This window comes from Caproiciproducens puteiluti (assembly GCF_052442865.1).
In the GTDB taxonomy this organism is placed as follows: Bacteria; Bacillota; Clostridia; order Oscillospirales; family Acutalibacteraceae; genus Caproiciproducens.
Window position 1 is genome coordinate 1,848,525 of record NZ_CP194790.1, and the last position, 13,994, is coordinate 1,862,518.

The 13,994-nt window shown below is 51.7% G+C and carries 10 protein-coding genes and 2 riboswitches; all 10 genes read left to right on the top strand.

Translation table 11 applies throughout. The features are described 5' to 3' along the window. Positions 1-25: 25 nt before the first annotated feature. The 10 genes from fusA (at position 26) to ACRQU7_RS08965 (ending at position 13,945) form a co-directional block, all read left to right on the top strand. Positions 26-2,107: an elongation factor G gene (gene fusA, locus ACRQU7_RS08920; RefSeq protein ID WP_444645318.1), complete on the top strand. Its 2,082-nt coding sequence runs from the start codon at positions 26-28 to the stop codon at positions 2,105-2,107. Between the two features lie 102 nt (positions 2,108-2,209). Beyond that, positions 2,210-3,415 carry an elongation factor Tu gene (gene tuf, locus ACRQU7_RS08925; protein WP_038323936.1) on the top strand — a complete coding sequence of 402 codons (1,206 nt, stop codon included), beginning with the start codon at positions 2,210-2,212 and terminating at the stop codon, positions 3,413-3,415. A 199-nt stretch (positions 3,416-3,614) separates the two neighbouring features. Further along, positions 3,615-4,865: a CapA family protein gene (locus ACRQU7_RS08930; RefSeq protein WP_444645320.1), complete on the top strand. Its 1,251-nt coding sequence runs from the start codon at positions 3,615-3,617 to the stop codon at positions 4,863-4,865. 41 nt (positions 4,866-4,906) lie between these two features. Beyond that, positions 4,907-5,035, top strand: a riboswitch (FMN riboswitch). Positions 5,036-5,209: 174 nt separating this feature from the next. Further along, positions 5,210-5,845 carry an ECF transporter S component gene (locus tag ACRQU7_RS08935; RefSeq protein ID WP_038323938.1) on the top strand — a complete coding sequence of 212 codons (636 nt, stop codon included), beginning with the start codon at positions 5,210-5,212 and terminating at the stop codon, positions 5,843-5,845. A 113-nt stretch (positions 5,846-5,958) separates the two neighbouring features. After that, positions 5,959-6,055, top strand: a riboswitch (SAM riboswitch). A 68-nt stretch (positions 6,056-6,123) separates the two neighbouring features. After that, complete coding sequence (gene metK, locus ACRQU7_RS08940; RefSeq protein WP_038323942.1) at positions 6,124-7,308, top strand: methionine adenosyltransferase; 1,185 nt, start codon at positions 6,124-6,126, stop codon at positions 7,306-7,308. A gap of 50 nt (positions 7,309-7,358) precedes the next feature. Then, positions 7,359-7,694: a hypothetical protein gene (locus ACRQU7_RS08945; RefSeq protein ID WP_038323944.1), complete on the top strand. Its 336-nt coding sequence runs from the start codon at positions 7,359-7,361 to the stop codon at positions 7,692-7,694. 64 nt (positions 7,695-7,758) lie between these two features. Further along, complete coding sequence (gene recD2 / locus ACRQU7_RS08950) at positions 7,759-9,975, top strand: SF1B family DNA helicase RecD2 (RefSeq protein WP_444645323.1); 2,217 nt, start codon at positions 7,759-7,761, stop codon at positions 9,973-9,975. Continuing rightward, positions 9,965-10,627 carry a ComF family protein gene (locus ACRQU7_RS08955; RefSeq protein ID WP_444645325.1) on the top strand — a complete coding sequence of 221 codons (663 nt, stop codon included), beginning with the start codon at positions 9,965-9,967 and terminating at the stop codon, positions 10,625-10,627. The genes recD2 and ACRQU7_RS08955 overlap by 11 nt, the downstream gene beginning before the upstream one ends. Positions 10,628-10,688: 61 nt before the next feature. Next, positions 10,689-11,714: a rod shape-determining protein gene (locus ACRQU7_RS08960; protein WP_038323951.1), complete on the top strand. Its 1,026-nt coding sequence runs from the start codon at positions 10,689-10,691 to the stop codon at positions 11,712-11,714. A 179-nt stretch (positions 11,715-11,893) separates the two neighbouring features. After that, a complete protein-coding gene (locus tag ACRQU7_RS08965) occupies positions 11,894-13,945 on the top strand; it encodes a methyl-accepting chemotaxis protein (RefSeq protein WP_444645328.1) in 2,052 nt (683 codons plus the stop codon). The last annotated feature ends 49 nt before the right edge of the window (positions 13,946-13,994 follow it).

Here is a 13,994-nt window from a genome sequence, read left to right on the forward strand (position 1 = left end):
CATTTCAGACTTTAAGGAGGAAACTATGCCAAGGCAGGTATCACTTGAATTAACCCGCAATATCGGTATTATGGCGCACATTGATGCCGGTAAAACAACAACAACTGAACGTATCCTGTATTACACAGGAATTAACCATAAGATTGGCGAAGTGCATGATGGTGCTGCGACCATGGACTGGATGGTGCAGGAGCAGGAGAGAGGTATTACCATTACCTCCGCTGCGACTACCTGCTTTTGGAAGGGCCACCGGATCAACATCATTGACACCCCGGGCCACGTTGACTTTACCGTAGAAGTTGAGCGTTCGCTGCGCGTGCTTGACGGCTCGGTAACGGTTTTCTGTGCCAAGGGCGGTGTTGAGCCGCAGTCGGAGACGGTTTGGCGTCAGGCTGAGGAATATCATGTCCCCCGTATGGCTTATGTAAATAAAATGGACATCATGGGCGCAGATTTCTTCCGTGTTGTCCAGATGATGAAAGATCGGCTGAAGTGCAATGCCGTGCCGATTCAGCTTCCCATCGGCAGCGAGGATACCTTTAAGGGCATCATCGACCTTGTCGATATGAAGGCTGATATTTACTACGACGATATGGGCAAGGACATGAAAGTGGAGGATATCCCGGAGGATATGCTCGAGCTTGCCAACCAGTATCACACCGAACTGATTGAGCATGTCGCGGAGCAGGACGATGCCCTGATGGAGAAGTACCTGAACGGGGAAACTCTCACGAAGGACGAAATCATATCTACAATCCGTAAATCCACGATTGCCAACCATATGGTTCCCGTCACCTGCGGTACTTCTTACAGAAACAAGGGCGTTCAAAAGCTTCTTGACGCAATCGTGGCTTATATGCCCGCGCCGACGGATGTTCCCGCTATCAGGGGTGTGAATCCGGAAACCGGCGAGGAACAGGATTGCCATGCCAGCGATAACGAGCCTTTCGCCGCTCTGGCGTTTAAGATTGCCACAGACCCGTATGTCGGAAAGCTGTGCTTCTTCCGCGTCTACTCCGGCTCCATTCAGGCTGGCTCCAGCGTTTACAACTCGACCAAGGACAACAACGAACGTTTGGGCCGTATTCTTCAGATGCACGCCAATCACCGTCAGGATATCGACGTTGTTTATGCTGGTGATATTGCGGCTGCGGTTGGTTTGAAAAATACCACCACAGGTGATACACTCTGTGACGAAAAGCATCCGATTATTCTTGAATCCATGGAATTCCCGGACCCGGTTATTGAAGTCGCAATCGAGCCGAAGACAAAGGCCGGCCAGGAAAAAATGGGAATTGCCCTCGCAAAGCTTGCGGAAGAAGATCCTACCTTTAAGGCGTATACCAATGAGGAAACGGGTCAGACGATCATCGCGGGCATGGGCGAGCTTCACCTTGAGATCATTGTCGACAGACTTCTGCGTGAGTTCCATGTGGAAGCGAACGTCGGCAAGCCGCAGGTATCCTATAAGGAAACCATCCGCGGGAATGCGGATGTTGACACCAAGTATGCCCGTCAGTCCGGCGGCCGCGGCCAGTACGGTCATGTTAAGATCCGCATTGAGCCGAACCCGGGCAATGGCTACGAGTTTGTCAACGCCGTCGTCGGCGGTGCGATTCCGAAGGAATATATCCCGGCTGTTGACCAGGGTATTCAGGGCGCTATGCTCTCCGGTGTTCTCGCCGGCTATCCGGTAGTCGACACCAAGGTAACCCTTTACGATGGCTCTTACCATGAGGTTGACTCCTCCGAAATGGCGTTTAAGATTGCCGGTTCCATGGCTTTCAAAGAGGCTATGAGAAAGGCGAATCCGGTCATTCTGGAGCCGATCATGAAGGTTACCGTTACGGTGCCCGAGGAGTACATGGGCGACATCATCGGCGATTTGAACTCCCGCCGCGGCATGATCGAAGGCATGGATGCGATTCCGGGCGCACAGCAGATCAGGGCGCATGTTCCGCTTTCTGAAATGTTTGGCTACGCGACCGATATGCGTTCCAAGACACAGGGCAGAGGCCAGTACGTCATGGAACCCGCCACTTCTACGGAAGTGCCGAAGTCGGTTTCGGAAAACATTATTTCTTCACGCAACAAAAAGTGCGAATAACTTGTAAAATTACGCTTGATTTTTATTGATGTTATTGATAAAATGATAGGCATAGTTAAATCATTAAAATTATTATCGTATAAATAAAAAGGAGGAATTCCAATGGCAAAAGCAAAATTTGACAGATCCAAACCACACGTAAACATTGGTACTATCGGCCACGTTGACCATGGCAAGACCACGTTGACCGCGGCGATCACCAAGGTCCTTAACTTCAGCGGTGAGGCTGACTTCGTTGACTATGCAAATATTGATAAGGCTCCTGAAGAGAGAGAGCGCGGTATTACCATCAACACCGCTCACGTTGAGTATCAGACGGCTGCCCGTCACTATGCTCACGTTGACTGCCCAGGCCACGCCGACTATGTAAAGAACATGATCACCGGCGCTGCTCAGATGGACGGTGCTATCCTTGTTGTTTCCGCTGCTGACGGCCCGATGCCGCAGACCAGAGAGCATATCCTTCTGGCCCGTCAGGTTGGCGTGCCTTATATTGTTGTTTTCATGAACAAGGTCGACCAGGTTGACGATCCTGAACTCCTTGACCTTGTTGAAATGGAAATCCGTGACCTTCTGAACGAGTATGAGTTCCCGGGCGACGACACACCGATCATCCGCGGCTCCGCTCTTGTAGCGCTTGAGTCCAAATCTACGGATACGGATGCGCCGGAGTACAAATGCATTCATGAGCTGATGGACGCTGTTGACAGCTTCATTCCGACTCCTGAGCGTAAATCCGACCTTCCTTTCCTTATGCCTGTTGAAGACGTCTTCACCATTACCGGCCGTGGTACGGTCGCCACCGGTAGAGTCGATCGCGGCAGAGCTAAGGTCGGCGAAGAAGTTGAGATCGTCGGTCTGACCGAAGAGCGTAGAAAGTCTGTTATTACAGGTCTTGAAATGTTCAAAAAGACCCTTGACTTCGCAGAGGCCGGCGATAATGTCGGTGTTCTTCTCCGTGGTATCCAGAGAACGGAAATTGAGCGCGGCCAGGTTCTTGCAAAGCCGGGAACCATTCATCCGCACACAAAGTTCCGTGGCCAGGTTTACGTTCTGACCAAAGATGAAGGCGGCCGTCATACTCCGTTCTTCAACAACTATCGTCCTCAGTTCTATTTCAGAACTACAGACGTTACAGGTGTTATCTCCCTGCCGGAAGGCACTGAGATGTGTATGCCCGGCGATAACGTCGAAATGGACGTTGAGCTGATCACCCCTATCGCTATTGAAGAGGGCCTCCGCTTCGCTATCCGTGAAGGCGGCCACACAGTTGGCTCCGGCGTTGTTATTAAGATCAACGCTCAGTAATCTGTAACTCTTGTTTGTTAAGGCCTTGCCCGAAAGGGCAGGGCCTTTTTAACGTTTTAAAAGGGTGCGTTCTGCGCGGGCAAAAGTAGCTTTCTGTCAGCAGTCATGTTATAATGTAGACAAATAGAGCGTGGATTCGGCAAAATATACTGAACCGCTTGGTGGGGAAGTATTCAAATAACTTTTTAGGGGTTTTTATATGAAGAAGGATCAAAACAATCTGTCCCGGATCGTTTTCCGTGTGTGTCTGGCTGTGGTTCTGGCAGGCGCCTGTGTTGCTTCCATGGTCTTATTCCTGCAGAATCAGGGGACCGGGAAAACGGGACTGCCGTCCGGAGTATCCGCACCGTTACATGCGGCGGCTTCGTCGGAAGCAGTGTCAAAAGCGGAGTCCAAACCGGTTCAAAAGCCGGTTTCCATTACGATTCTGGGCGTTGGCGACGACCTGATTCACGATGTGATCTATAAGCAGGCGCAGAGCCGGACAGGGGGGAAAGGCTTTGATTTTTCTCCGGTCTATACGCGCATAGCGGCGGATATCAAAAATGCGGACATCTCCGTTGTCAATCAGGAAACGCCGATTGCGGGAAAGATCGCGCCGCTGTCGGGCTATCCGCGCTTCAACTCCCCTACCGAGCTGGGGGACGAGCTGGTCAATCTGGGGTTTGACGTCATTAATCACGCCAACAACCATGTTCTGGACAAAAACGAAGCGGGCCTTGCCGCCACGCTGGACTACTGGGCGACTAAACCGTCCGTAAAGGTGGTGGGCGCCTACCGCGATGAGGAAGATCTGCAGAATATCCGGATCGTGGAATCAAAGGGGATCAAAACCGCCCATATCGGTATTACGGAAATGACAAACGGGCTTTATCTTCCCAAAAATTCCAAATATCGGCTGATCTACGCAAACGAAACCGAACTGATAGAAAAACTGATCAAAAAAGCAAAATCAATGGCGGATGTCGTGGTTATCTCCGTGCATTGGGGAAATGAGAATACCTACACGCTTTCGGACAAGCAGAAGACGCTTGCGCAGAATATGGTCGATTGGGGAGCGGACATCATTTTCGGAAATCATCCCCATGTTTTACAGAAGCTGACGGTCCTGACCCGGAAGGACGGGACGAAGTGTCCTGTCATTTTTGCGTTCGGCAACCTTGTTTCCGCCCAGCAGAGCGGGGATAATATGGTCAGCGGCATTCTGACCGTTACAATGACCAAGGATTTTACAACGGACAAAACGACCTTTACGGATATGAAATTCAAGCCGATCGTCACGCACTACGGCAAGGGATGCGCGGGTATTACGATTTATCCGCTGAGTCAGTACACGGACGCTCTGGCCGCCGTTCACGGCGTAAAGCGCTATACTCCGGCGTTCAGCCTGAAATACATCAACAATATTGTCAGTCAGAGTATTCCGAAAGAATATCTGCAGAAAGATTGACACACAATTCTCACAGTGCTATAATAATATAAATTAAATAAAGTTGTCTTCGGGGCGGGGTGCAATTCCCCACCGGCGGTAAAGCGGCGTAAGCCGACGAGCCCGCGAGCGAAAGCTGATTTGGTTTGATTCCAAAGCCGACGGTATAGTCCGGATGGAAGAAGATTGCGCGTGTTTGCGTATACTTTCGTCCCGCAGTTTTTTACTGTGGGACTTTTTTTCGTTGGCAACTAGAAAGGGAGTTTTTCAATGAGGAAGACGAAGTAGCCTGTGTGTTTCCTGCATCCTTTTCACCCCGCTTTAGTGCCGAAGCGAAAATACTTATGAAGAAGATAGGAGAAATCATGAATACGATTACAAACGAAAAAAAGTCAGCGAAATTATTGGATACCAGAGGCATCGCGCAAATCGGAATTCTGTCCGCCATCGCCGCTGTCCTGATGGTCGTGGAAATACCGCTCTGGTTTGCGCCCAGCTTTTATAAAATCGATCTGAGCGAGCTTCCTGTTTTGATCGGCAGCTTTGCCATGGGTCCCTTTGCCGGCGTTGTCATTGAGCTGGTCAAAATATTGCTCTACCTTATTATTCACGGAAGCTCGACGGGCGGAGTCGGCGATATCGCGAACTTTATCATCGGCTGTTCGTTTGTCATTCCCAGCGCGTTGATCTACAGACACCGCAAATCGAAAAAAAGCGCGCTGATCGGTATGGCGGTCGGTACGTTTACGCTGATTGTTGCGGGAAGCCTGCTGAACGCTTTTGTGCTGCTGCCGTTTTACGCCAAGGTGTTTAATATGCCGCTGGACGCGCTGATCGCGATGGGACACGCGGTCAATCCTTCCATCAACGATCTTACATCCTTTGTCATGCTTGCCGTAGCGCCGTTCAACCTGCTCAAGGGGGTGCTGGTTTCCGCTGTGACCATGCTGACCTATAAGCGTGTCAGCCCGATTCTGCACAACAGAATCGGCAGAAGATAATCATTTATTGAAACCGTACAGTTTATCCCCGATCAGGGACATGCACTTTGCCTATTTTTGTTCTTTACGATCAATCTGATCTATGTTATAATCACATCAGAAAATTAAATATGCCCTTATCAAGAGTGACGGAGGGAACAGGCCCTATGATGTCCGGCAACCTACAAAGCGTAAGGTGCCAATTCCTGCGGTAAAGCCGAAAGATGAGGTAATCATACACGCCGTTCGGATTTTCCGGACGGCGTTTTTTATTTATTTTATTTTAGGAGGATTGCTCAATGGCAAGACATCTTTTTACATCGGAATCAGTAACGGAAGGCCATCCGGACAAACTCTGCGACCAGATTGCGGACGCCGTGCTGGATGAAATTATTGCACAGGACCCGGAAGCTCACGTTGCGTGTGAAGTAACGGCCACCACCGGCGTTATCCATGTCATGGGAGAGATTTCTACCGACTGCTATGTGGATATTGCGTCGGTGGCGCGGCAGGTAGTCAAGGACATCGGCTACGACGACCCCGCCTGCGGTTTTGACGGCAACACCTGCGGCGTGATCACCTCCATCGATATCCAGTCGCCCGATATCGCGATGGGCGTCAATCAGTCCTATGAGGCGAAGCAGGGCGCGACGGACGCAAACGACGTGACCGGCGCTGGCGATCAGGGCATGATGTTCGGATACGCCTGCGACGAAACGCCGGAGCTGATGCCGCTTGCCATCTCTCTGGCGCACAGGCTGTCGAAGCGCCTGAGCCAGGTCAGAAAGGACGGTACCCTGTCCTATCTGAGGCCGGACGGCAAGACGCAGGTGACCGTGGAGTACGACGGGGACGAGCCGGTGCGCGTGGATACCGTTGTGGTTTCCACCCAGCATGACCCCGACGCCACGCTGGAGCAGATCAGAGAAGATATTATCGCGCATGTGATAAAAGCGGTGATTCCCGAAAAATGGCTGGATGACAGGACGAAGTTCTTTGTGAACCCGACCGGCCGTTTTGTGATCGGCGGTCCGGTGGGCGACAGCGGACTGACCGGAAGAAAAATCATCGTTGACACTTACGGCGGCTACGGAAGGCACGGAGGCGGCGCTTTCTCGGGGAAGGATCCTACCAAAGTCGACCGTTCCGCGGCTTACGCGGCGCGCTACGCGGCAAAAAACGTTGTTGCGGCGGGCCTGGCAAAAAAATGTGAAATTCAGATCGCCTACGCGATCGGCGTGGCAAGACCCGTTTCCATTATGGTGGATACGTTCGGTACTTCCCAATACAGCAACGACGAGCTTGCGGCGGCGGTGGAAAAGGTGTTTGACCTTCGTCCCACGGCGATTATCCATGACCTGAATCTTCGCCGTCCTATTTACCGTTCCGTTTCCAATTACGGCCATATGGGCCGGGAGGACCTGAACGTTGCGTGGGAAAAGCGAGACAAGGTCGACGCTCTAAAAGCCGCATTGGCAAAATAAGCATAGCATTTGGTCACCTCAGCACATAAACTGTGTTGAGGTGACTTTTTATGCTTGAGATCCTTGCAAAAATCGCTTTTGTTCTTCTGGCTATCATCGGCGCCGCTGAAATCGTCAGGAATATCATTTTCTGGATGCTCAGGCCCTCCCGTCCGGGCAAGCTTTATCTGGTCGTTTCCCTGGAAGGCCACGATGAAGGCGCCGAAATGCTGTTGGAAAGCGCGATCGAAAGACTTAAATGGATTCGCGGCGACGAAAAAATGCTGATTTGTCTTGACAAAGGTATGGATGAAGAAACAAACGTGGTATGCAGAATTATTTCCAACCGAAACCCCGGGGTAGAAGTCTGTACTCCCGAAGAACTGCCGGATATTCTATGTCAATAAATTTGCAAATACATAGCTCATGTATTATACTAAATTTATGAATCATAAAATACGAGGGAGTTTCATGCGGGAAGATCAGATGCTGGAAATGACCGGTTCCGTGGAACAGGTCATTTTTAAAAATGAGAAGAACGGATATGCGATTATAGAAATCAATAATGGGGAAGAATTGGTTACGGCCGTGGGTACGATGCCGCTGGTCAGCGCGGGCGAGGAAGTGCGCGTTGTGGGCAGCTGGATTAACAATCCGAACTACGGGACCCAGTTTAAGGTGGAAGGTTTTGAGCGCTCGAAGCCCTCCACTGCGGCCGCCATGCTGAAATATCTTTCGTCGGGCGCTGTCAAGGGCATCGGCCCGGGTACCGCCGGGAAAATTGTGGACATGTTCGGCATGAACGCGCTGCAGGTGCTGGAAGAGGAACCGGAGCGCCTTTGCGCCATTAAGGGCATTACCAGGGCAAAAGCGAAGAAAATGAGCGATGAGTTCAAAAAGATACACGGCATCCGGGAAATCATGCTGTATTTAAGCAGCTTCGGCATTTCACCCGACGAGGCCGTCAGGGTCTGGAAGCTCTACGGCCCGCAGGCCGCGGAGCGCGTGCAGGAGGACCCCTATTGCCTGTGTGAGGATGGGCTGGAAATCGGTTTTGAGCGCGCCGACGATATTGCCGCCTCTCTTGAGAGGCCGCAGGACGACGGCTGCAGGGTCCGCGCAGGCATTCTGCACGTTTTGAAGCACAATGTCGGAAACGGCCATACCTGCCTGCCCGCGGACAAGCTTTTGGCCGCCGCGCAGAAGATGCTCGGCATTGGGCCGGAGCAGGCTCTTGACACGCTGGAAGCCCTGAAGGCGGAAATGTCTGTCTGCGCCGTCCTTTTTGATGGCCGGGAGTATATTTTTACCCCTAAGCTGTACCGGTCAGAGCTGTACTCCGCGGGAAGGCTGAACATGATGCTTCGCTTTCCGGCGCAGTCCATTCTTGGAATTGACAATTATATTTCAAATATTGAGGAAACGTTTCAGATTCAGTACGCCGACGGACAGAAACGGGCGATCAAAGAGGCTCTTTCCAAGGGTATGCTGATTCTGACGGGCGGGCCAGGAACCGGAAAAACCACCACCCTTAACGCGATCATCAAGATTCTGGAGACGAAGGGGGAGAAGGTTCTGCTTGCCGCGCCGACCGGCAGAGCAGCCAAGCGGATGTCCGAGCTGACAGGGCAGGACGCGAAAACGATCCACCGCCTGCTTCAGGTGGAATGGGATGAAAACGATCTGCCTGTGTTTTCCAAGAACGAGAAGAATCTTCTGGAATGCGACGCGCTGGTCATTGACGAGCTGTCCATGGTGGACGCCAATATTTTCGAGGCGGTCCTGCGCGCCCTTCCGCTCGGCTGCCGCCTTGTCATGGTCGGCGACTGCGACCAGCTGCCCTGCGTCGGGCCGGGCAACGTGCTGGGCGACCTGATCGCCACCGGACTGATGCCCGTTGTCCAGCTCAATCAGATTTTTCGCCAGTCCATGCAAAGCCTGATTGTTATGAACGCGCACAGAATTGTAAAAGGAGAGATGCCGGAGCTTTCCGTCAGAAACAGCGACTTTTTCTTTTTGCCGTACGGAAGCCCCGCGGAAATCAGCTCCACGATTGTTGATTTGTGCGCGGTCCGTCTGCCCGCAAGCTACGGATACTCGCCTTTGTCGGATATCCAGGTGCTGTCTCCCTCCAGAAAAGGGGAACTGGGTACTGTGGAGCTCAACAAAAAGCTGCAGGCAGTGATCAATCCTCCGGATAAAACAAAAAATGAAATCACCATTAACGGCACCCTGTTCCGGGAGGGCGACAAGGTGATGCAGATCAAAAACGACTATAACCTGGCCTGGGTGAAACCGGACGGGACAAGCGGGGAAGGCGTTTTTAACGGCGATCTCGGTATTCTGTGCGGTATTGACCGCCGGGCTTCCACTATTACGGTGCAGATGGATGACCGCATGGTGCTTTACGAGCTGGAGACCGCGGCGGAGCTGGAGCTTGCCTATGCCATGACGGTACACAAGAGCCAGGGAAACGAATTTACCGCCGTTGTGATGCCCATGTTTCAGGGAGCGCCCCAGCTTTCCTACAGAAATTTGCTGTATACCGCGATTACGCGTGCAAAGTCCCTTTTGATTCTAGTCGGGTCGCAGAAAGCGATTCAGCACATGGTTGAAAACGATAAAAAAATGCGCCGGTACTCCGGGCTCTACTATTTTCTGACCGGAGGCGCGCAGAATGAGCGCTAAGCTTTTTTCGATGTTTCTGGATATGATTTTTCCGCCGAAGTGCATTTTCTGCCGCGGGATCGTTCCCTCCGGTCAATTCGTATGTGAAAAATGCGAAAAAGAAATTTTACATACCTCCGGCGAAAAATGCATTTATCTGCCGGGTTCCGGTGAAACTATTTTATGTACCGCGACCTATTTATACAGCGGGAAAATCCGGGAATCCATTCTCCGGTTTAAATTTTACGGGCAAAAGGATTTTGCGGATTTTTATGCGGAGAGCATGTCTGTGCAAATCGGAAAAAGCTTTCCCAAAGCGCGGTTCGATTCGGTTACGTCCGTTCCCATCTCGGGGGAACGGTACAAAGCGAGAGGCTATAATCAGTCGGAGCTTTTGGCAAGGGCGGTCGCAAAACGCCTCGGCCTGCCTTACCGGGAGTATCTGGTCAAGCTCCGGAACAACCGGGAACAGCACAAGCTGAGCGAAAAGGAACGCCGCAGCAATGTCCGGGGCGTCTATCGGATCAGGGACGGGGAGCAGACAGCGGAAAAAAGCATCCTGCTGATAGACGATATTGTGACTACCGGCGCTACGCTGGGGGAATGCGGCTGTGTTCTGCTTGACGGCGGAGCAAAAAAGATAACGTGTGCCGCAGTGGCCCGCGCACTTTAAGTTGAAAAATTTCTGATTTTGTAATAATATAATAAGATGAATAGAGATTGGATGTGATTACGTGCTGGGTACTGACATTGCGATAGATCTTGGTACATCAGCCGTCAAGATTTACCTTGACGGGAAAGGCATTATACTTAATGAACCGGCAGTTGTTGCCGTTAACGTGGAAACGGACGAAGTTGTGGCAATCGGCTCGGAAGCCTACAGGATGGTGGGACGTACCTCGGACAAGATTTCCGTTTCCCATCCGCTTTGCAACGGCGTCATTTCCAATTTTGATCTGGCGCAGTATCTAATTAGCACCTATTTGAAAAAAATCAGCGGGAGCAAGGTTTTTATGCCCCGCGTTGTCGTCAGCGTGCCGTGCCAGATTACAGAGGTTGAGAAACGCGCGGTGGTGGACGCGATCAGCGCGGCGGGCGTGCGCAAAATCTGTCTGATTGAGGAACCCGTGGCCGCGGCGCTGGGTGCCGGTGTGGACATTTCCACGCCGCACGGCACTCTGATCGTCGATATCGGCGGGGGCACGACGGATATGGCGGTGCTTTCCCTGAGCGGCATTGCAATTTCGCGCTCCATTAAGGTCGCTGGGAATGCCTTTGATGAAGCAATTATCAAGTATATCCGAAGAAAATACAATTTGATTATCGGCCAGCGCATGGCTGAGGAAGCAAAAATCGCGATCGGCTGCGTTTATCCCAGAAAGGACCTGTGCAGTCACAGAATTAAGGGCAGAAATGCAATGACCGGGCTGCCGCAGTGGGCGGACATCTCCTGCGACGAAATGCTGGAGGCCCTGATTGAACCGGCGATGCAGATTGTCCGGACCATTCAGGAGATGCTGGAAAAAACGCCGCCGGAGCTGATGGGGGACGTTTATTCGGACGGTATCATTCTGACGGGCGGGTCGGCCCAGCTTTACGGTGTCGATATGCTAATTTCCAAAAAGGCGAAAATGCCGGTAAAGCTTGCCGAGGATTCCCAGATCTGCGTCGCGCTGGGAGCTGGCAAGGCCATTCAGTTTATTGACGACATCCAAAATAAGGGGTACGGCGTACTGAATCCGCTGAGCGCCGCTTATTAATTAAATAGAAATGATTTCAAAAACTAAGCATTGTTGTGAGTTTTTACAACAATGCTTTTTTATATCCGGCTTGCTTCATTTTGTAAAGAAGCTGTCGATATATAACATTAATCATCGGGACGCGGCTATAGTCCTGGTGCGGCAAGTCGGAAATCAATGCGGTTGAGAGGAGAGAAAAAATGAAAAAGATCAAATTACCCAAAATCAAAATTCGGAAACTGAATTTCAAGAAAATCCGGTTTCGGAAGATTCATCTGAAAGCCGACAAAAATAAGCTGGTATTCAGAATCCCGCTCCGGATTATTTCTGCCGTTGCCGTTATGATGGTGGCGTTATGTGTGTTCCTGAACATCTACCTGTCTGCGTCACAGGAAAAAACGGTCGTGAACAATATCAATAACCTGGCTGAAAACAACGCCTATATGGCGTCCTCCTATCTGAACAACATGCAGACCCTGTCAAAGGCGCTGGCTCTCGAAGTTTATCGCTACAAGGAGCTGGACTCCTATACGCGTGATCAGTTTATCAAGAAAGACCTGTCCGCGTATCTGGACGACACACGCATCTTTTCGGCTTATGTGGCGTTTGAACCGAACGGAATGTTTGAACACAGTGCGGACGGCCGGTCCTATTATGCCTATCTGTTCGGCACGGAAAAGAAGCTGGATATTTTAAGCGACTACAGTACTTACAAGGATGGGGAATATTATGCGGTCAGCAAACAGACAAAAAAGCCGCATATTTCGGAACCGTATTCCTATCAGCTGAGTTCCGGAAGAATCGTCTGGCTGATTACGATCAGCAACCCGATTCTGGATGAGGACGACAATTTTCTGGGAGTTGCAACCACTGATATCCTGACGGATACGATCAATCATCTTGATTACGACTTGGGCGGGTACTCCACCTCCTGCAATTATATTCTTTCCGCCGGTTCGAACTATGTTTCCAATACGGCCGATCAGAAAAAAGCGGGGACGAAATATGACGGCAAGACAGGCAGTCAGGAGTACAGGGTTACCCAGCCGCTGAAAATTGAGGGGATCGACGAAAACTGGACCAGCACGTTTGTTGTCCAGAAGTCGGAAGCGCTGAGGGAGATCACCGTCCTGATCATTCTCGTCGGCATTGGCGGACTCATAGGGATTGCCGTCATCGGATTCATTGTATTTTATCAGATCAGACGGTCTCTCTCTCCGATTGACAGTATCGTCGCGCTGTCGACGGATATGGGAAACGGAAAGCTCCATTCCGATATCGAGGTACATACCAAGGATGAGCTCGGCGAACTGGCGGCTAACTTTAAAGATACTTCCGGAAAGCTGAGCAGCTACATAGAGGAAATATCCGACGTACTTGTCAATATGTCCAACGGAAACCTGCGGCTGGAGGTTAAGCACGATTATGTAGGAGATTTTGCTCCCATTAAGAAGGCGCTTCTGGAAATCATCGATTCTTTGAACACGGTGTTCGTGGAAATTGAAACGGCGGCCCAGCAGGTGGCCAGCGGGGCGGGCGAAATCGCCAACGGGGCACAGGCGCTTTCCAGCGGGGCGACCGAACAGGCGGGTTCTTTGGAAGAACTGTCGGCTTCCATCAATGAAATATCACGGCAGGTGAAAGAGAATGCGGAGAACGCGGGCAACGCCAAACGGCTTGCGCAGGACGCGGAACGGCAGCTGGATACCGGCAAACAGACAATCGGGGAAATGACCGGGGCGATCGACCGCATCCGGATATCGTCCGACGAAATTACAAAGATCATTAAAACCATTGACGATATCGCATTTCAGACCAATATTCTGGCGCTGAACGCAGCGGTGGAAGCGGCCAGGGCGGGCGCGGCCGGCAGAGGCTTTGCCGTGGTGGCTGACGAAGTCAGAAACCTTGCCAGCAAGAGCGCGGAGGCGGCGAAGCATACCACCTCGCTGATTGAGGATTCCGTCAGGGCTGTGGACAACGGAACCAAAATCGCCGGTAAAACGGCGGAGCTGCTCAATCAGATCGTTCAGAAATCCACGGAAGTCAATCATCTGGTCACGCAGATCGCCGCTGCTTCGAGCGACCAGGCCAATTCTATTGAACAGATCGATGCGGGCGTTTCCCAGATTTCGGCGGTGGTCCAGACCAACTCGGCAACCGCGGAGGAAAGCGCTGCCGCCGCCGAAGAGCTGTCCGCTCAGGCCGGCTTGCTTCGCGACAGGGTCGCGCGGTTTGAACTGAAAAAATAACCGCCGAGCATCGTATGAAAACAGCCGCCGCTGCAATACTGCAGCGGCG